Origin of the sequence: Pseudalkalibacillus sp. NRS-1564 (assembly GCF_050467905.1) — a bacterium.
GTDB lineage: Bacteria > Bacillota > Bacilli > Bacillales > Guptibacillaceae > Guptibacillus > Guptibacillus hwajinpoensis_B.
The window spans coordinates 23,284-43,679 of the sequence record NZ_JBITPM010000049.1; the positions used below are offsets into that span (position 1 = coordinate 23,284).

At 43.1% G+C, this 20,396-nt stretch carries 13 protein-coding genes; 3 read left to right on the plus strand and 10 right to left on the minus strand.

Features of this window, described 5'->3' with window-relative positions:
• Window positions 1-8: 8 nt before the first annotated feature.
• The 3 genes from cysC to ACIFPW_RS21150 all read left to right on the plus strand — a co-directional run bounded on the left by cysC (window position 9) and on the right by ACIFPW_RS21150 (window position 2,403).
• Complete coding sequence (gene cysC, locus ACIFPW_RS21140; RefSeq protein ID WP_430247038.1) at window positions 9-611, plus strand: adenylyl-sulfate kinase; 603 nt, start codon at window positions 9-11, stop codon at window positions 609-611.
• A 94-nt stretch (window positions 612-705) separates the two neighbouring features.
• Window positions 706-1,464, plus strand: a complete 759-nt coding sequence (locus tag ACIFPW_RS21145; protein WP_430247039.1) for a sulfotransferase domain-containing protein — start codon at window positions 706-708, stop codon at window positions 1,462-1,464.
• Between the two features lie 222 nt (window positions 1,465-1,686).
• A complete protein-coding gene (locus ACIFPW_RS21150) occupies window positions 1,687-2,403 on the plus strand; it encodes a hypothetical protein (protein ID WP_430247040.1) in 717 nt (238 codons plus the stop codon).
• A 53-nt stretch (window positions 2,404-2,456) separates the two neighbouring features.
• Here ACIFPW_RS21150 and ACIFPW_RS21155 read toward each other — a convergent pair whose 3' ends face one another.
• From ACIFPW_RS21155 to ACIFPW_RS21200, 10 genes are all read right to left on the minus strand, one after another.
• Window positions 2,457-2,846, minus strand: coding sequence for a nucleoside 2-deoxyribosyltransferase (locus ACIFPW_RS21155; protein WP_430247041.1), 390 nt, complete (start codon window positions 2,844-2,846; stop codon window positions 2,457-2,459).
• Between the two features lie 57 nt (window positions 2,847-2,903).
• Entirely contained in the window at window positions 2,904-3,191 is a 288-nt protein-coding gene (locus ACIFPW_RS21160; RefSeq protein ID WP_430247042.1) for a hypothetical protein, read from the minus strand.
• 188 nt (window positions 3,192-3,379) lie between these two features.
• On the minus strand, window positions 3,380-4,648 hold the full coding sequence (locus tag ACIFPW_RS21165) for a D-serine ammonia-lyase (protein WP_430247043.1): 1,269 nt from the start codon (window positions 4,646-4,648) through the stop codon (window positions 3,380-3,382).
• A gap of 222 nt (window positions 4,649-4,870) precedes the next feature.
• Window positions 4,871-6,748: a peptidoglycan-binding protein gene (locus ACIFPW_RS21170; protein WP_430247044.1), complete on the minus strand. Its 1,878-nt coding sequence runs from the start codon at window positions 6,746-6,748 to the stop codon at window positions 4,871-4,873.
• A gap of 172 nt (window positions 6,749-6,920) precedes the next feature.
• Window positions 6,921-9,683 (minus strand): cell wall-binding repeat-containing protein, encoded by a 2,763-nt coding sequence (locus ACIFPW_RS21175; protein WP_430247045.1) that lies wholly within the window; start codon window positions 9,681-9,683, stop codon window positions 6,921-6,923.
• 150 nt (window positions 9,684-9,833) lie between these two features.
• Window positions 9,834-11,462: a cell wall-binding repeat-containing protein gene (locus ACIFPW_RS21180; protein ID WP_430247046.1), complete on the minus strand. Its 1,629-nt coding sequence runs from the start codon at window positions 11,460-11,462 to the stop codon at window positions 9,834-9,836.
• Between the two features lie 142 nt (window positions 11,463-11,604).
• The gene (locus tag ACIFPW_RS21185) at window positions 11,605-14,052 is read right to left on the minus strand and encodes a cell wall-binding repeat-containing protein (RefSeq protein ID WP_430247047.1); all 2,448 of its coding nucleotides are present in this window, start codon (window positions 14,050-14,052) and stop codon (window positions 11,605-11,607) included.
• 183 nt (window positions 14,053-14,235) lie between these two features.
• A complete protein-coding gene (locus ACIFPW_RS21190; protein WP_430247048.1) occupies window positions 14,236-18,066 on the minus strand; it encodes a cell wall-binding repeat-containing protein in 3,831 nt (1,276 codons plus the stop codon).
• A gap of 520 nt (window positions 18,067-18,586) precedes the next feature.
• Window positions 18,587-19,465 (minus strand): DNA-processing protein DprA, encoded by an 879-nt coding sequence (locus tag ACIFPW_RS21195; protein WP_430247049.1) that lies wholly within the window; start codon window positions 19,463-19,465, stop codon window positions 18,587-18,589.
• A gap of 52 nt (window positions 19,466-19,517) precedes the next feature.
• Window positions 19,518-20,135: a transposase gene (locus ACIFPW_RS21200; protein WP_430247050.1), complete on the minus strand. Its 618-nt coding sequence runs from the start codon at window positions 20,133-20,135 to the stop codon at window positions 19,518-19,520.
• Between the last annotated feature and the right edge of the window lie 261 nt (window positions 20,136-20,396).

The window sequence follows — 20,396 nt, forward strand, 5'->3', positions numbered from 1 at the left end:
ACGAATAAATGGAAGAAAAACATCTCACCTGGCATGAAGGAAACGTGACAAAACAGGATCGTGAAAAAATGAAGTTGCACAAAGGCGCTGTCCTCTGGTTCACAGGACTTTCCGGGTCAGGAAAATCAACGATTTCGGTTGAGCTTGAGAACGCCTTACATGCAGCGGGCGTGCATACTTACAGGCTTGATGGTGATAACGTTCGACACGGATTGAATGCAGACCTTGGCTTTTCTGATGCGGATCGGATTGAAAATATGCGAAGAATTGGAGAAGTGTCTCGTCTCTTTGTTGATGCTGGCCTTATGACACTTGCTGCGTTCATCTCCCCTTTTCAGCAAGAGCGAGATAAGATTCGAGGACTTTTCAGAGACAAAGAATTTATTGAAATCTATGTGAAAGCCAGTGTGGAAACGTGTGAGAACCGTGACCCTAAAGGCCTTTACGCCAAAGCACGAAAAGGTGAGATCCGTCAGTTCACAGGAATTGACGCGCCTTATGAAGCTCCGGTTTCGCCAGAGCTTACAATCGATACGGAAACGGAAACGATTGAAGAAGCTGTTCAATTGATCAAATCATTTTTGGTAAAAAACGGGTACTTAAATGTGTAAACAGGCGGGCCCCTGTCCACTCCTCTTACCATTCTTCTTCATAGGATAGTAAAGCAAGTCCACCACGTTTGCTTATTAAAGGAGGTTTACACGTTTGACTGACACAAAGCTACCACGCTTTTTATTAAATTCGATTCCGAAAAGCGGGACGCATCTTTTAAAACAACTATTGCTCGGTGTACCAGATATGCAAAATGATCCGTTTATTGGTATGTACGGACATTATCATTACCAAACGGAAGAAAAATTGGTCACTGCAAGAGCGTTTCCTAACCACAGCTTCTTAAATGGACATTTCCATTATTCCAAAGAGTGGGAGACATTTTTTGAAGAATTAAAGTTAAAACAAATTTTTGTACTGAGAGATCCACGTGACGTGCTCATTTCATACGCACATTTTATTCCAAAGGTGCCAGCTCACCATCTCTATGAAACGTTCATGCAGGAAGGATTTACGCACAACGATCGGATTCAATTTCTAATCGAAGGCGGCGTTCCGATCACGCCTTTTGTTGCTGTGCAACCTCATTTTGCTGAGTGGTACCGAAGTTTTAGTGAGTGGATGGGGCGTCCAAACGTTCACTCTGTTCGATTTGAAGACCTGATGTCATCAGAAGAGAACAGAAGAAAAGCCACTGGGGAGATTATTGATTTTCTTTGGGGTGATACAGTGCATAGCTACAATCGTGAAGAACTGATCACGAAAATGACGGCAAACATCAAACCACAGGAATCCGTTACGTTCCGAAAAGGAAAAATCGGCAGCTGGCGTGAAGAATTGAACGGCGAGCTTGAAGCGCTATTTATAAAGCATGCAGGGCAGTTGTTAGATGAATTGGGGTATAGGAAATAAATTTAGTTTCCCCCTCTGGTTTTCCATTTATTAGAGACGAGTTATTTTTAGGGAAAATGAAACTTTCTATAAGCAAAATGTCTTTCTGCGAGAGACACTTTGTTGCTTTTGTTTGTGAAGGGGGTCAGGCTCTCGCCTGACCCCCTTCTCTTTTTTCGTTTAATAGGAATCCTCCAATCGGGGTAGCATACGAGTAACTAGACCTATGAAGGAGGAACGATCATGACCATGAAGCTCGTTACGATTGCTGCTTACTTGTATTTGCTCGCCTCTTCACTCCTCTTCTCAGGAGATATGTCGGGTACTAATGATGTCCTGATTGCCCCCGCCGGCTATACATTCGCGATTTGGTTATTAATTTATTTACTGTTGCTCATTTCACTCGTTAGACAATTCACAGCGAGTGAGTGTGATCAGGTCCTCTATGTGAAAGTTTCCTATCTTTTTGCATCTAGCATGCTGTTATCAGGAACAGCTCTCCTTGTAAGTAAATCGGTTGCGCTCTTGTTTATCGCGGGTTCATTAATTACTCTGTCTATCCTTTACGCTATTATTACGAAAAATTCTGAGCGCTCTTCCTTTTTTAGCGTTCCTTTCTCTTTCTATCTCGCTTGGACATCGATTGCAACGATTGTTGATGCGTTCGTCGTCGCGCAAGAAAATAACGTATCGCTGATTTTTGGTATGAATGAGTTAACCTGGACGATTATCATGCTCATTATCGGCGCAGGACTTGCGGTCTACTTCAGTCTTTACAACGACGATCTGATCTATCCGATCGTGTTTTTATGGGGCTACTTTGGCATATTTGTGAAAGATGATAAACCAGTGCAGCTGACGTACACGCTCAGTATTCTAATTATTGGACTTGGTGTGTTTGTGATTTGGAAAGTAGTGCGTGAGGTGCGTGGGCGTAGAGTGAGAGCGGAGGCGGTTTGATGGAGGGGTCACGTTAAAATGGGGGACAGGTGCGAACCTGGCCCCCTTCTCTCTTAGCTATGCTGCTTTTCTAAAATGGTTTTAACGAGCTGCTTATAACTCCCTTCCACTCTCGTTACCCCGCTAGTATGGTAAAAAGTGCTCGCTTCTTTTGCGTTATGGAATCCATCTTCATTGAATAGGTAAACCGGGGTGTCTCGACCTAACGCAATCCCAAGTTCAATATGAGTTCCCTTTCCTCCTGGAAGCAGAACAATAAGGAAATCAGCTGTTCTTACTGCCTCTAATTCTGCTTCTCCGATTGAAGCAAGTTCATCGAACGTAGCGGCTTTTTCATTTGTCGTCCAATCGTATGTATGCTTGAAGCCGTGACGTTTTAATTCTGCAGCTAGTATCTGCACGTGTTGTTTGTTTTGAAAACTAGATGCAATGTAAAAGTTCACTTTGTTTCCCTCCGTAATCATTCCGTTGTGAAACAGACATGCGTTTCATTTGTTTTCTCAACCGGCCACTAACTGTTTTTGGATTACATTTTTCAATTTCCGTTCTTTTCGTTCTTCATACATCGGTGATTTTTTAAGCTTTTTTATGTTCATTTTTCCAATTACATATCGTACAGAAGAATTTTCTTGAATTAACTTGTTATATTGTGGTTTCTCAATAAGCTCGACGAACCAGCTATATGCCATCAGTGCGGCAATATTCGCTTCGATCCGTTGCCCATCTGGAGGATCTCTCCAAAAAATAAGATCACCTGCTAATCCTAAAATCTCTAAGAACAATTCCAACTCCTCGCCCCCTCAAATAAGATCATTTTACATTTTTGACCAATCTTTATATAGATACGAATTTGGATGTCGTATTGTTTCAGAAGTTGCAGGAAGTAAATAAGCTGAAGTGTCCTCAATGTGGGGACTTTTCAGCTTATTTTGGTGGTTTTGTCTTTATTGGGGGTCTGACTCGCACCTGACCCCTTTTACTCTTCTCTCCACACCTTATCCGGCACAAGGCTCCCACCTGTTGCCCATACAAGATTCGTACCACGCATACTCTTTCCATCTACCGCTGTTACTTGTGGCCCGCTCATTCCTGCGAGAGCGGAAGGCTCAAGCTTAATTTGCTCGGTTTCATAAATCCAGCGGAGCATTTCTTTCATTCGCTCATCCGTGACGGTGTAAACACCATTAAGAATCGGTTGAACGACGCGTCCAACAAAGCCTGATGGTCTTCCTACAGCAAGACCGTCTGCCGCAGTGATGTTGTCGATCCCAAAGTCTTGAACGGACACTTGATCGTGTAAGCCTGTCATTAAGCCGATAAGCATTGACGGGGAATGCGTCGGTTCTGCAAAGTAACAGTGCACGTGTTCTCCGAATATCTGAGAAAGTCCAAACGCAATGCCGCCAGGGCCGCCGCCTACTCCGCATGGAAGATACACGTGAAGCGGGTTCTCAGCGTCCACCTTTATGCCGCGTTCATCGAACTGCTTTTTCAACCGAAGCGCTGCTACTGCATATCCGAGAAAAAGGTCTTTCGAATTTTCGTCATCAATAAAATAACAAGTCAGTTTCTTTTCGCACTGCTTCCGCCCTTCTTCTACAGCAGCACCATAGTCTGCTTGATGCTCCACAACTTGAACGCCTTTTTCGCGAAGAAGGTCTTTCTTCCATTGCTTTGCGTCACTCGACATATGGACCGTGACATTAAAGCCGAGTTTCGCTGACATGATTCCGATGCTTAAACCGAGGTTTCCCGTAGAGCCCACCGCAATCGAAAAGGCTGAGAAGAACTCAGTGAACTTTTTGTCAGCTAGAATGGAATAATCGTCATCTTTCGTTAAAATCGCATGTCCGATCGCCAGTTTTTCTGCATGTTTGAGCACTTCATATATGCCTCCACGCGCCTTAATGCTGCCGGCGATTGGGAGAATATCATCCCGTTTTAGAAGAAGATCCCCTGGAATGCTGATCTCTTCTTCTTTCTCAAGTTTTTCTTTCATCTTACTAATATCTGAAATAGGAGATTCAATGATGCCATTCGTTTCTGGGAATACTTTGCGGAAATAAGGAGCGAAGCGTTTCATACGAGCTTCAGCATCTTGAATGTCTATCATTGAAAGCTCAGTTGTATGAGGGATTTTACCTTTTTGTGGGTTTCTCCAATATACTTCTTTTAATTGAAGAAGGTCGTTTAATAATGGATGGTCACTTTTCCACTGTTTAAGTGTCTTTCCGGCTATTGTCATTGTTCCTTCACTCCTTTACTGTAGTCGGGGACAGAGAGGGGTAAGCTCACAGGTACCTCTCTAACCCCCACCCCAATTATATCTGGTAAACACTGTAAAAACAGGAGTTTTAGGTGATCTTATGAATAAAAAAACCAGCAAAAACGTCCGCGATAGGAGGACACTGTTGCTGGTTTTGTCTTTAAGCGGGGTCAGGCACGTACCTGACCCCTTTTAAAAAAATCAATGCGCACGCTTCGCCCCTAAATACCTCGGTGCCCAGTAGCTTGATGTCATGTCGCTAATGGTGACGCCTGTTGAAGAGCCCGCGTGGATGAATTTATTGTTTCCGATGTAGATGCCTCCGTGTGACGCACCTGGTTTGTATGTTGTGAAATACACAATGTCTCCTACGGATGGAGAGCTGACAGCTGTTGTAACGTTCCACATTTGTGCCATTGTTCTTGGCAATGAAACGCCCTGCTTGTTAAACACATAGACGAGGAATCCGCTGCAGTCAAAGCCCTGTGTTGGCGTGTTTCCACCCCACACATAAGGAACACCTATGTATACAGATGCATCTGCAATAAGGTCCATCACGCTGAAGTTGGAACTGCCGCTCCCGCTTCCGGTGTCCCCATTGCTATTCCCTTCATATCCTGTCGATTGCTTTAGCTTTTCCCATGTCGCTGGTCCTGCAACTCCATCAACCGTTAACTTGTTACGTGATTGGAAGTTTCGAACAGCTCGATCTGTTCCATTTCCAAAATCGCCATCAAGCGGACCGCTATATAAACCAATCGCTTGTAATTTAGATTGAAGCTCTTTCACAAGTGATCCTGTGGAACCTTTCTTTAACAAATCACCATAATCTTCTCCAGTTGAAGGGGATGACTCGACTTTATCTGTTAAGCCGTCAAGCGCATTCATTGTTTCCTTTGTTGCAGTGCCTGTCACCTGCAGTTTTTTTGCTTTTTGAAAGTCCTTGACCGCTTTTTCAGTGACAGGGCCAAAGTAGCCTGTCGCCTCAACGTGGAACGTTCCTGCTTTTTTTAGTTTATTTTGTAGATCCGTTACTGCACTCCCGGTTGAACCAACTTTAAGAACTGTTGACGTCTCTTGCTGACTTCTGGATTTCAAAGCATCGATCGTTTTATCATCCGCAATGCCTGTTGGCTGTAAACCTACGATACTTTGAAACTCTTTGACCGCTTTTTGCGTAATACTACCAAAGATCCCGTCTATGTTATAGGAATAGTAGCCACGATCATTCAATAGCTGCTGAAGATTTGTTACGGCACTTCCTCGAGAGCCGATGGTAAGGCCGCTCGCAGGTTTTGCTGCATCGTCGCTCTCTGACAGGGCCGATAAGGTTTTACTATCCGCTACGCCTGTTTGTGACAGTCCCTTTGCCTTTTGAAAGTCTTGTACTGCTTTCTTCGTGATTTGACCAAAAATGCCATCAACATTATATGTATAATAGCCTTTTGCTTTCAGCTTTGACTGAAGATCCGTTACTGCACTCCCCCGCATCCCGATGGAAATATCGGAAGAAGAGCTTGATGATTTTGAGCTTGATGAACTTGCGTTTGCAAGGGCACTGATCGTTGTAGAATCTGCTTTCCCTGTTACGGAAAGCCCCTTTTCTTTTTGGAAATCCTGTACAGCTTTCTGTGTAATTTGACCATAAATCCCATCCACGTTGTAGGAATAGTAGCCAGCCGCTTTCAGTTTGGACTGAAGATCCGTCACCTCTTGCCCACGGGAGCCAACTTGTAAAACCGATGAAGATGGCGCAGCTGAAGATTGGCTTTTTGATGTTCCTCCTAACTTTTGAAGGGTATCAGTTGTTGCTACCCCCGTAACCTTTAACCCGACAGCCTGTTGGAACTGGCTGACTGCATCCTTTGTAATTGGACCGTAGTATCCTGTTGACGTGTGGTAAGTAAAATACCCCTTTGCCTTCAATACATCCTGTAGCTCTTTGACGTCCTGATTATTCATACCTTGCTTAAGCTCTTGATCCCCAAACGCTGCTTCTGCACCATCAGGTTGAACAAACATTACTCCAGCGACAAACGCAGAACCAGTTATTGCTTTCTTGACCAATGAAGGTTGCATCCAGATCCTCCTCATTCCAATTAAATTGCTGCCACAAATATCGACACTCTGTCTTTACTATCGGCTATAATTCAACAAAGTTTAAGAGATATCCTGTTATTTATTACAAAAAATAAGAGATACAGGTCAAATTCCCTGTATCTCTTACTATTGGAAAGTATTTTTTGTCGCATTATTCCTGATATAAGCGCTGTTCAACTTTTCCGTTAATAGCTGACTGACCGCCTAACAAGTTGAAGTCGTTCATACCTTTCATCGCTTCTACCGTTTCTTTTGGAAGCTCATCAGACTTTACTAGCAAAAGGGGCGCGCTATCTTTCGCCGCTAGCACAGAGCCTGCAAGGGCGTCGGCAAAGCCGAATCCTGTCGCCAAATAAGCTGATTTAGCTTCTGGATAAAAGGTGGTTTTCACTTTAGCTGCCGTTTCAAACCGATTGGCACCTGAGATACGCTCTGGTGACGAAAGACCTTGATACACTTTTTTTGTAATTACACTTTCACCACCAATGACAATCGTATCATCAATGTTTTTCATTGCGAGTTTTGTTGCCGCAGGGATTGTCTCTTTATCCACTAACAAAATGGGATAGCCATTTTGCGCAGCATATGGTGCAATCGCAAGAGCATCTGGAAAATTAAGACCGTAGGCGATCACGGCTTTCTCAGGATCTCCTCCCATGCGCTTCGCAATTTTTGCGGAAGTATCATAGCGATTATCACCACTAATCCGCTCAACCTCTAGTCCGAGTGACTTGATCTTCTTTTCCGTTGCAGGTGAAATTGCGTTAACTCCACCCAGGATAATCGCTTTCTTCGCCTCGAGTCGGTTGATTTCATCTACCGTTTCTTTTGGAAGTTCGTTCGTTTTCGCAAGGAGAATAGGCGCTTTTAGTTGATAAGCAAGTGGCGCACCAGAGAGAGCATCTGGGAAATCTAAACCTCTCGCAATCACAACCGTTTCCGCCTTATCATACGTTTTCGCACTCACATTCGCTGCCGTATCAAAACGAGTCGCACCTTCAATTCGTATTACTGTGTTTGCTGACGTTTTCACGGCCAATTCTGGGCCATTCGTTGTAACATAGCCTTTCTTATCCACCGCTTCTACTCGAAAATCATATGCTTTATTCGTGGTAAGCCCCTGAACGGTAAGCTTTCTTGTCGTGGCTTCCACTTCTTTTAACACGCGATCATTTTTATAGACGATGTAAGATTCAACGCCAGAAGCATCTGTCGCCTCTGACCAATTTAATGTAAGTTTGTCATTTTTGATAGAGCTAGCCGTAAGCTCTGCGTTTTTAGCCCATACAGGTGGAAGCTGATCGTCTCCCTGTGGCACTTTCACTGAAACCGTCATCGTATCGCTATTCGGATCAACGACCGTAACTGAAACGCCTGAACTAGCCCCTGAATACACTTTGCTATTTGGTGATGTAGAGCTATTAAAGCGACTGTAGCCATTTCCGCTATAATAATGATCGTAGTATAATCGCTTATTTGGATCTTGATCTAACTCCGGGTAACCCAATCTACTTTCATTTGCTTCTTCCACATCCACCGCTTTATGTGATTCATTTCTATTGTTTTGACGATTTTTCAGCTGCTGCTCATCAATATGCCAGATGGCAATTCCAGGCGACGCCACCTGATCAGCTAATCCGATATCAAAGCCAGTAAACTGACGATTTTCAATTAAAAAGTACTCCGATTCATCGGTTGTTTTTAATTTCAATACGGAATAATCGTCAGTAGTGAAATTCCCTACTTCATATGAGCCATTATTTTGCACTTCAATAGGTCGCTCTATGCCAAGCACCATTTTGGACCATGGATCGAGATGAGTTGGATAAGCTCCTTCATACTCATTGTTATGGGTTGTCCAAGAACCGCTCCCCATTAAACTGTGAATGCCAACCCCATCTGAAGTGCCGTCCGTATCATAAAGATCCGGTAGCCCCAGATCGTGGCCCATTTCATGTGCAATAATTCCAACGGTTGCCATATGCCCGCCATGTTTCTCCCCAAACATCGTGTAGCCGCCGTTCCCTTGATAAGAGCCTACTTTCACTCCATCAAGACGAGGAGCATCGCTTTCATAAAGGCTCGACATATGACCCCAAACCACTTTCCCCGTATCTCCATAACTTGCTTCACCACCGGCTACAATGGTGACAATATGTAATTCCTCCGAAGAAATAGAACCGTCTTTATTTTGGTCAAATTGAGCATAGTTTACTTTATCATTCGATGCCTTTAGCGCATCCTTAATGATTTGTGAATATGTACTATCTGGATTTGTTGCCGTCTCAGGACGAGGGTGAGCATACGGTAGTGTTACCCTTACGATCCCATCATTTGTTCCGCTTGATTCGGCAGCCCCTTTAAATCCAAGCTTTCCTTTTGAAACTTCATCATAATAGTGATTAAGCGTACTCCCACTAGTGCCAAAGAATCGGTTACGCCAGTCTGCATCTGAATAAGTGATTTTTGCATCGCTATATTCAACTAATAAAACAAGCGTGTCCTCCTTCGCTCCTACACTCAATAAATCAAATGAATCATCCGCATTTGGAATCTCCTTTTGCTTTGTATTCATTCCTTCAGTCGGTTGGAGCTTCTTCACATCTTCAAGCTCTGCCGCGTCAGAAGGCTTTTTATTAATAGCAAATCTAGCTTGTGTAACTTCTAGATTTTCACCAACAATACGAGTGTAATACCAGTATTGGTCTTCCCCTATTTTAATCACAGATTCATCGTTCGCCGTCCACCAATGAAAATTTTCACTGCCGCTGAGTGACGCCTCAAATGTCTCTCCTGATGGCTGAACGAGCTCCTGCGTTTCTTGTAGCGCAGGCATCGCATTTGCCTTGCCTGCTCCCAAAATGATGAACAGACTACATAAAAGTAAACCGATTCCATAGATGCTCTTCTTCATCCTGCTCCCCCTATAGTTGACCAAAGTGTTTCAGTAGATTTTATACTCTACAAGTCTACCATTAGGGAGTGAAAAATTGCCATAATTCTGCAATTTTCGGTAACAAAAGGGACCATCTCGTAAGCTGATCCCTCAGAAATCATTATTCGACTATTCAACTCCTATAAGCTCTCTTTCAATGGAAGGACTAACCGCTTTCGGACCTCCTAGAATCGTAAAATGATAGATGCCTAACTTTTCTTTTGCTCCAATGACCGCATCCTGCATATTATATGGATCTACTAACAAAAAACTACTATCCCTTTTGGCAGCAAGAACACTTCCGGTTAGCGCATCTGCAAATTCAAGACCCGTTGAGACAAAAGCCTTATGCGATGGATTTAATTCCATTGCAATAATTGAAGCTGTTTCATAACGATTCTTACCACCGTATCGCTTTGCTTTTGGTAACTTTTCGAAAAGGCTTTCCGAAATAACAGCCGTACCGCCCACGGCAATGCTCTCAGGATATTGTTTGAGAATTTCGGCCGTATCTTCTGGGAGCTGATTCTGTTTTGCTAGCAAGATAGGATACGTATTTTCCGCTGCGTAAGAAGCAATTGCAAGAGCATCTGGAAATTTCATGCCGTTCGCAATAACAGCTTTATTTGATGGAGGAAGACTCACTGCAATCATTGCAGCTGTTTCATAGCGATTCGCTCCTGCTATTCGTTCAACTGGAATTTTCATTGTGCTTAATTCATCTTCCACATCTTTGGAAAGAGCCTGCTCTCCTCCAAGAAGAATCGCGAACTCTGGGTCGAGTCGTTCAATCTCATCCTTTACAATTTTATCAAGACCGTCAGAGTGTGTTAATAAAATAGGGGAATTTAAATCATAGGCAAGCGGAGCACCAGCTAACGCATCAGGAAAATCATCGCCTCTTGCTATCACAACTCCTTGCGCGCTTTGCTTCCAGCCTTCTTGAGAAATTTTCACTGCTGTCTCATATCGATTAGCTCCAGCGATCCTATTAACGTTTGTTGGCAAATTTAATTTCACTTGCTCCCAAAATTCATCGGCGATCGCCATGTAACCCGCTGCCGATGGATGAACGTTTTTAGGATTTGGCAAATAGGTTGCATAATCTGTTGAAATGGCATCATAGGTGGGAACGTAGTGGCTGAATGAGTCGGCCGCGATCTGCTTAACAATCCCATTCACCGTCTTTGTTAGTTCCACGAGCTGACGTTGATCGGTCTCAGGGAAAGCGTAGAAACCATTGTAGTATCCCATTAAATAAACATCCGCGGACGCATTAACGCTTCTTATAATTCCCATAATAGCAGCGTAATTTTCCGATAGCTCAGTGATAATCTTTTTGACTTCTTCTGGGTTCTTCAATCGTTCCGGTTCCGAACCGAGTACTTGAAGAAAATCGTTCGCACCGATCGTAATCGTTATCATATTTTTGGAGGCGATCTTAACTTGCATGTCACGATCCATCAAAGCGTTCAACAAATCTTTAGAAGTCGCTCCAGGCACCGCAAAAGGTTTTTCGTAGCTTCCTAATAAACCTACGCGATCTAGATCCTGAGCTATGTAGTCGCCATAACTTAAACCGAGAGTATTGTTCGACATGACGCCAGCCGCGAGTGAATCACCAAGGGCAGCATAATAGACATTATTTTTTTCTTCATCGAGACTGGCAGTGGCGAACGCTTGAGACGGCATAAGCATGGTTATCACGAGAATCAATAGCAACAGCGGACTGATTTTTCGCTTTCCCGACCTATTCAATCAGAACCCTCCCCAAAGATAATTCGTTATAACGAATCGTTACGTAATACAATTAGCTTTCCTTTCTTCAATACCTGCCTATTCATAAAATAAATATCAAAAAAGCGCAGGAGACGTTCCCCGCGCTTTCTTAATAAATGGATTACTTTTTGAGCTGATCTAAAATGTCGTTACTTACAGCATTTTCTCCACCAAGAACGTTGAAGTCATAAGCTTCCATGGCCTCGATCGCTTCTGCTGTTTCTTTCGGAAGCATATTCGGCTTCACTAATAGCATAGCAGCATTTTGTTTCGCTGCCAGAACAGATCCTGAAAGGGCATCAGCAAAGTTCATGCCAGTGGAAACGTAAACGCGTGCTGAAGGGTTAAGATTTGTAGCAATATCAGCTGCTGTACCGAAACGATTGTCCCCTTCATAGCGATCTTCAGCATGTAGCTTCGCATCGAGCTTACCGTTAACAGCTGTTTCGCCACCAACGATGATCGATCCATCAATGCCTTTAAGCGCATTGCTAGTTGCTGATGGAATTTCATCCGCTTCTGTTAATAGAATTGGATAACCTTTCTGTGCAGCGTATGGCGCAATTGCAAGAGCATCCGGGAAGTTCATGCCGTTTGCTACAATCGCTTTATTTGGAGATCCGCCAAGACGCGCTGCAATGTTTGCAGCTGTATCGAATCGGTTGTCCCCTGCAATACGCTCAACTTCAATTCCCATACCTTCAAGCTGGAATTTCACGTAATTGCTTACCGCACTTGTGCCACCAAGGATAATGACATCTTTCGCACCAAGACGTGCAATTTCTTCTTTCGCCATTTTATTCAGTGATCCGCTTTCTGTTAAAAGAATTGGCGCATCGTATTTATAAGCAAGTGGTGCTCCTGCTAGTGCATCCGGGAAGGAATCGCCACGTGCGAGAACAACCGTATCTGCAGTTTCCCAGCCTTCTTGCGAAATTTCCACAGATGTTTCATAGCGCGTTTCACCCTGGATACGTTCAGCATCTGCTTCAACGATACGTGCTTCGTCTTTCGCTTTAACTGTTCCAATTTCATCGAGATACTCTGTAAATACTTCAAAATCTACGAAGAAAAGTTCGTTCATACGACCGTCAGCGGCAGCTTCACCCATTGCATCGTATCCGTCGCCACCTTGAGCGATATATGCGTTAGTTGCAACAGTGTAAGTCGCTTCTAGATCAATATCTTCATAGCCGTTTTCAGTTTTCACATTTACATCTAGAATTCGTTCACTAGAAGGAAGATCTTTATCAAAGGAATATCGAAGTCCTGCTACTTGAGCAAAACGACCTTCCTGAGTTTCGACACCGCTTACCCCATGCTCCAATGAATCAATGATTTCTGCACCAGTCATATCAAGCGTGACGAGGTTGTTACCGAATGGCATCGTTGTGAGAACTTCTCCTAACGTAATTGGTCCCTCATCGATTGATTCACGGATTCCTCCGCCGTTCGTGATTGCGATTGTTGCATCAGTAAACTGCTGAGCTTTGTAAAGCATGCCGTCTGTAATTAAGTTTCCTAGATTCGTTTCACCTGTTCTAACGGATGCACGTTTTCCATTAAGATAAACGTCAGATTGACCGACTACTTCTTTCTCAATTTCCTCGAGTGGTTTCTTCAGTTCATCATAGAGAGCTTTTGCTTCTTCGTTAGGCTCGAACTTACTTTTACTTCCCAAATCAAGAAGTTCATTATCCCAATCAGTTAGCACGCCTTCTTCGTTAAACGTCACTTCAAGATCACCTAAGAAATTGCTATATTCATTTGCTTGTACAACTAGAGTTGGATCTTCAAATGTATCAACTACAACCGCTTCTTCAATTGTTGTGTGGCTATGACCACCAACAACAACGTCGATGCCTTCTACTGATTTAGCTAGTTCAACTTCAACCGCTTTTCCGAGGTGAGTAAGGGCTACGATTTTGTTTACGCCTTTATCCTCGAACATTTTAATCATCTTTTCAGCTTGCTCCTGATGATTTTGGAAGGAAATCGTTTCGCCAGGGCTTGATAGCTCATCTGTTGATTCAATCGTTAGACCGAACACCCCAACTTCTTCACCATTTACATCCAGAATAACCGCTGGATAGATGGTACCATCATCACCAGTCATCGCCATTTCATTTTTATATAGAGGGCTAAGATAAGGATCTTTGCTGTAATCAATATTTGAGCTTACGATCGGGAATTTCGTTTGCTTGACGAACTCAGAGAACGTCTTTGGACCTTCATCAAATTCGTGGTTACCCGGTACCATCGCATCGTATTTCATCATGTTCATAAATTGTACGTCTGCGAGACCTTTGTATTTATTGAAAAAAAGTGTACCAGAGAAAACATCACCAGCATCTAATAAAATTGTATTGGCGCGAGCTGCACGAATTTCTTCTACAGCTGTTACTCTTTTTGGAGCATTATCTAGATGCGCATGTGTATCATTTGTATGCATAATTGTAAGATCAAAATCGCCTGCCGCCTCTACAGGTGTGGACGGTGAAGCTGCTGCAATTCCCATTGCTAATGCCGCTGTTGATAGAACGCCGAAAAGAGGTTTTTTCATATTCATGTACGTAATCCCTTCCCTTTCGAAAACTCAAATTTTGTCGGAATGTCTCCGCGATTTTCATTATATACTAGCCTACTAGGTGAATGGTCCTTTTTGTCACAATAGTTAACATATTCAAAACATTACTTTATAACTAGTTTCATAGAAAAGGAGAAGGCGGAGAATTCCCGCCTTTTTCCTACTTTAGTTGTTCTTTAATTCATTCATTACGTCGTCGCTAATAGCATTCGTGCCACCAAGGATGTGGAAGTTGTGCATGTCATTTTCGTTAATGGCTTCAGCAATTTTCTCTGGAACCTTATCTTTCTTAACGAGCAGGATCGCTGCATCTTCTTTCGCAGCAAGAACTGAACCAGCAAGCGCATCAGCAAACTTCATTCCTGTTGCTACTATAGCTGTGTCTGCATCTGGTGTTAGAGCGGTTGCGATCGTTGCTGATGTTGCATAGCGGTCATCTCCGCTAATTCGAACGGCATTGGAAAGACTGTCTACAACCTTTTCACTGATTGCACTTTTTCCACCAACGACAATTTGCTCGTCTGTTGTGTTTAATATTTTCTTCGACACAGCAGGAAGCTTGTCGTTATCCGTTAGTACGATTGGATAGCCATTTTTGGCTGCATAAGATGCAACAGATAGGGCATCTGGGAAGTTAAAGGCATTTGCCAGGATCGATTTTTCAGGCGTCCCGTCAAGCTTCGCTGCAATGTTCACAGCTGTTTCGTAACGCGTTGCTCCTCCGATACGATCTACTTTTAAACCAAGGCCTTTTAGTTCATATTCTGTGTAAGACGAAATTGCGGATGTTCCACCAAGAACGATCGCTTTTTTCGCGCCAAGACGTTTAATTTCTTTCTTAGTAGCAGTGTTTAGCTTGTTTTGTTCCGTTAAAAGGATTGGTGCATCATATTTGTACGCAAGCGGTGCTCCTGCAAGGGCATCCGGGAACTTATCGCCTCTTGCGATCACTACTGTTTCAGCACTTTCCCATCCCTTTTTCGAAACTTCAACCGCAGTCTCATAACGTGTTTCTCCTGAAGTGCGGTCAACGCTGTTGTTCATTTGAATCTTCGCAAGCATTGGATCGTGATCACTTGCGCGGCCATCTGCTTCACTAAAATCAGAGTTAATGTTAATGCTATCAATCATCGTACGGTTTGCTAGATTGTTCGATACGAGAATATGATCGAGCACCTGCGCATTTCCTTGATAGTTGTAGGAGTAGCGTTGCTCTGTTGGAAGCTTTTTGACCATATTCGTTAGTACGTCGCCTTCAAGCGTTTGGATTGGCTTTGAGAATTCAAAGTCATTCAAGTCACCTAGAACAACAACCTTGCCATTATCCATGTTCGTCACGACGTCATTTACGAAATTGTTTAAGATGGACGCCTGTTTCACACGCTGTACTTCACTTCCTAAAACAACAGGGTGATCAGCGCCAAAGAGTGCGCCATCTCCGCCTTTTGAATTAAAATGGTTCGCTACAACAACCACTTTTTCACCATTAAATTCAAACTCAGCAGCAAGTGATTTACGGGAATCTTCAAACGCTTCATTTGTTGGATCAATGCGTCCAGGATTAAGCGTTAGTCCGTTTTCATCGACGCCAACTGAAGTTGTTGCATCACCAGATTTCTTCTCAGAGAAATTAACGCGATCAGGATTATAGATGAACCCAACGCGAATATTTCCACCAGGCTGTCCGCCATCTGTTTTATCCTCAGGTGCGATTTCAGTAAACTTGTATGTTGGGCCGCCTGCTTCTTCAATCGCTTGAATAATCGCTTCATAAGATTCGTTTGCACTTGTCGTGCCGTTATCTGTAGGACCATTGTTATCTTGTACTTCGACTAAACCAACGATGTCTGGTGTTTTCATGTTCTTTACAATCGATTCAGCAATTTTGCCTGTTTTCTCTTCCCCAACACCAGGATAGTAGTTTTCAATGTTATAAGAAGCAACAGTTAGATCGCCTTCTGATGACTCCATTTTCGTTACTTCACGTTCTGTATTACCATCAATCACGGATGGGAATGTGCCCGTTGGACGGATTTTGAAATTACTGTAATCGTAGCTCACGATTCCAGTGACGGAGCCATCGAGACGATCACCAGTCGTTACGTCAATATCAATACCTTCAACGTCAATTAAGAGACGTTCAGGGTTTGGATCTTCTGCTGAAAGCAGCAGTCCGTTTGCACGAGTAAGAAGTTGATCTTCACTTGTGTTTACGTATACAGGAAGCTCATCGTATTTCACAGGCCCTGTTACGTTTGCATCCGGAATCTCAATAAGCATTCCTTCAAGACTTTCATAAAAGTCCAGTCCATCTGTTTCAGGATCAAAAGATTTCATTTCGTCATCTTCTACGATTTCAGTTGGAGGCGTGCGGTCTGTTCCGATTACGATCGCTTCTGGCAAAGTGTTATCGGAAGAAGCAACTGTGATGGAAGAGGCAGTAATTTGAGTAGTGAGAAGGTCTTTCGCGTCACTATAACCACCTTCTTTATACTCTTTCACCTGACCGTCTACTTCTACTTTGTCGCCAACGTTTACGCCAGCGCCGCCGCTTTTATAAACATAGATTCCTTCTGAAGTGGCGTTGCTATCGTCGGGATTATCTTCTTGCATGTAGAAGGCGTTATTGCCGTCTTTTGCCGTAACGATCCCAGCGATTTTCGTAACAGCCATTCCTTCATAAGGAGAAGTGTGGTCTGAACCTTGAATATCGTGAATGCTAATGCCATCAGCAGACTTTAAAACAGTGTAATCAAAAGTGGCGACTTCACTTAATTTATTGTCTTTGGCTGCTACGGCTTTAATCGTTGTATCTTCAGTTAGTTCAATTGGCGCTGTGTATTCTGTGCTTTCAGCTGTCGGTTCGCTACCATCTGTTGTGTAATGAACCGTCGCACCTTCTTCTGCTGTCGCAAGCTTCACCATTGTGCCTTCAATAACAGATCCTGATGCAGGATTTGCCGTTACTGAGAAAGCTGTTTCGATAACGTCAGCTGCGCTTCGAGGTACGAGTTTGTATTCGTTAAAGTTGTAGTCAATAACACCTTTAAGAATTTCATAGGTTTTACCTACTTCAAGTAGAGACTTATTTGTTGGTTTAATGACAAATTCACCTGAAGCGTCTTCAGCAGTGAAATTACCATTGCCATCGACTGACTTAACAGTGACATCATTAAATTGAGTGAATGCAGCTTCATGCTGTTCACCGTTATCTTTGGAGAGATCAGTGGATATGAGTGACTGAGGGGACGGGATACCTTTGTCTTCCGTTGTGATGGCTACATTAGAGGCACTAGTTTGTACTTGCTGCATGCCATAATAATCTGACATGGCGCCTTCTACGGTTACTTCATCACCTGGTTGAGCCGTAATGCCTGCAGCACGCACAATAATGGCAGCAGTGTCATCCTGGATAAACAGGTTCGTTTGGCCGCCAGTTTCAAAGGATGCTGTGGCAATACCTTTTATTTTCACTTGTGTACCGTTTGCTACTTTTCTAGCATCAGTGATTGTTGAGAGTTCGATAGGTTCTGGATCTGGGTCCGGTTCTGGAGCTGTGCCGTCAGGAAATGTGTAGGCTGAAGGCTCTTTGAGTCCTGGAACACCGAAGTACGTTGCGAGGTTTCCAGTAATTTGGATCTTCTTACCTTTGTTTTCAGGATGAGCGATTAAATTAAGGTCATCTCTTAGAGATCCTTTTGGTAATTGTACCGGAATAATATTTTCTGCTTGTGTTTCATTGGCAGAATCTGCAATAGCAATATTTGTTTCTACGTTATTAGCATTTTCTAAGTTGTAAGATGGGCCGTTAGAAGTTGTTCCTACAATATACCCTTCTACTGTTGCAGAACCAGTATTATTTGCGATTGCTTCACTAACGGAAATTGTTCCTTCGGCAGAAGCAGAAAGCTGCGAAACTGGTAATGCGAAAAAGCTAAGAACCATTGAGAATATTAGCGCAAAGCTAATAAAACGACTGGTTGACCTTCGTTTCAAATTTCATCCCCCCGGATATGTAGTCGAATTTTGGTGATGATACCACCAATTGTCAGTATACAATAACTTTTGACCCAGATGTGTAAAAATAGCGTAAATTGTCTAAATTTAGATGGCGCTTTCATTTTGTAGTAGGGGTCAGGCGCGAGCCTGACCCCCTTCACATACAAAACCGCTGTTTTCGCTGCTTTTGTCCGCGCTCACGGGACAACAATTGTTACTTGAAAACTCTTTCTTCAATCTTTCACATTGTAAAGAAACGGTGAAATTAATATATAACGATAGATTTCATTTTTCCTTACTCTTTCATTTTCTGCTCACATACTAGTCTAAAGTACTAGTTTCCAATCACAAAGAAAAACCACCCTATCGATGGCTCGATTGGATGGTTAAGAGGCAGGTTTATCTTCTTCTTTCTTACATCTCTTCCCTGATGGGTTGGATCCATCATGCTCTAGTCGGGGAGATGATCTTGAAGATCCTTGAGGGATCATTACACGTTAGTCTAGCGGAGAGTATACTAGTTTGGTGACTCAAGAGTATGTGGGTTTTCTAATTCGTTTTCAATTGAATGAAAATCAATATAAGGACGTATACCTTGCTTCATTAGACAGTTTGTCCCCTGCCTAAATCGAGCATCATTGCTATTGAAAACAGAGACGTTTCTTGCTTGCTTCCGCGCAAAGTGAGCTGTCGTCATAGCACCACTTTTCACTTTAGCTTCCATAATCACGACATGACTTGACCATGCACTGATTAACGCATTTCGCTGAATAAATTGCTTTGGTGTAGGTACTGTGCCAGGTGGATACTGCGATATGACAGCGCCTTCAATTGATATTGCTTCGAAGAGCGAGCGGTGCTCTTTCGGGTAACAAGTATCAACTCCATTTGCAACAAAAGCAATCGGTTGCCCACAATTTGCGAGGCAGGCAGTGTGAGCAGCATGATCGATTCCTTTAGCGAGACCACTAATAACAGGGATGTTCAGGCTTGAGAGTTTGGTGGATAACTCTTTCGCAGCACGTCGCGCCTGATTAGAACAAGAACGGGAACCAACTATTGCGACAGAAGGTAAGCTTGGCTTGATATGACCTTTGTAATATAAGAGAACGGGCGATTCAGGAACATTTTTTGCATATACAGGGTAAAGCGGGTCATCTCGGGGTAATAGCCAGATCTCCTTTTGCTGAACAAGTTCGAGAATGCGCTTTGGTTTCTCAAGTGAACGGGTAGCCATTATTGCTTCGCGTGCAAGACGAGAGATTCCACGGACATTCTGAAGTTCAGAGAGAGAGGCATCATAGACTCGTTCAGGAGTTCCGAAAGCGGTCAACAGCTTTTTTTGTGTCACCGGACCCACATGCGGAATCGAACTTAGCCAGATCCAGCGCTCCATTCGTTCACTTCTCTTTCGTGATTAATTTTTATGACAGGATTTTTTCCCATCGTTACTCTGGAAGTTTGGAGAGCACATACACTTTGCTACCTTTTCGCTCTGGCCATTGTTTAACAAGATCTGGTGGTGTTGAGGATTCACTATTCTCGACATAACGCTGGTAAGCTTCCCGGGAAGGTTCCTGAAAAAGTGAGAGTATGTAATCCGGGAAAGCGTGTGGATTCTTGCGATCAGAAATGTACGCACGATAACTGCTCCACATATAGTCCGCTGGCTTTACTACCATACGAGCTTTAACTGGATTAAGGTGGATGTATTTACTCACGTCAATTTCATAATCAATCGAATCGAGAAGTTCAGCGAAATAGCGACCTTGAAAGACATGTCCTGTGTACTCATATTTGTCGTTGAAATATCTTGCATAGTTGGAGTTGATTACTTTCATGATTTCACCAGGGGGATGATCGAAGGTTTCGATGGAGAGATGCACATGGTTAGTCATGAGACAGTATGCGTGTAGGCGAAACGGAAAAACGAGACGAGCTTGTTCTAAAAGTAATAAGTACTTCAGACGATCAATACGCTCTTCAAAAAGTGGTCCTTTTCGATTCCCTCGACAGATAATATGGTACTTAGCACCAGGGAACCAATTGCGTTTCTTACGAGCCATTCGAATTGCTCCTTTAGTAAGGAAAATGGGGAATTTCTACCATATCGGGGTTAATAATTGTAGTATACCACCTTTCAAGAATTTGGGAATAGTTAATTTGTAAATTATTCAGAAATATTTTTTAATTCATTAGAAGGAAAATGGAGAGGGAGGTAATAGAGGTGAATGAGGGGGGCAAGTACGTACCTGACCCCCTCATTCACCCCATACCGTAAACCCTTATCCACTATAGGTTCAATGCAATTCAAGGTTCATTTGCAA

Bases quoted from the DNA above. Each gene is read 5' to 3' on its own strand.
- ACIFPW_RS21175 (WP_430247045.1), bottom strand. From the start codon at position 9,683: ATGAAGAAGAGCATCTATGGAATCGGTTTACTTTTATGTAGTCTGTTC.
- ACIFPW_RS21170 (WP_430247044.1), bottom strand. From the start codon at position 6,748: ATGCAACCTTCATTGGTCAAGAAAGCAATAACTGGTTCTGCGTTTGTC.
- ACIFPW_RS21185 (WP_430247047.1), bottom strand. From the start codon at position 14,052: ATGAATATGAAAAAACCTCTTTTCGGCGTTCTATCAACAGCGGCATTA.
- ACIFPW_RS21200 (WP_430247050.1), bottom strand. From the start codon at position 20,135: ATGGCTCGTAAGAAACGCAATTGGTTCCCTGGTGCTAAGTACCATATT.
- ACIFPW_RS21195 (WP_430247049.1), bottom strand. From the start codon at position 19,465: ATGGAGCGCTGGATCTGGCTAAGTTCGATTCCGCATGTGGGTCCGGTG.
- cysC (WP_430247038.1), top strand. From the start codon at position 9: ATGGAAGAAAAACATCTCACCTGGCATGAAGGAAACGTGACAAAACAG.
- ACIFPW_RS21150 (WP_430247040.1), top strand. From the start codon at position 1,687: ATGACCATGAAGCTCGTTACGATTGCTGCTTACTTGTATTTGCTCGCC.
- ACIFPW_RS21165 (WP_430247043.1), bottom strand. From the start codon at position 4,648: ATGACAATAGCCGGAAAGACACTTAAACAGTGGAAAAGTGACCATCCA.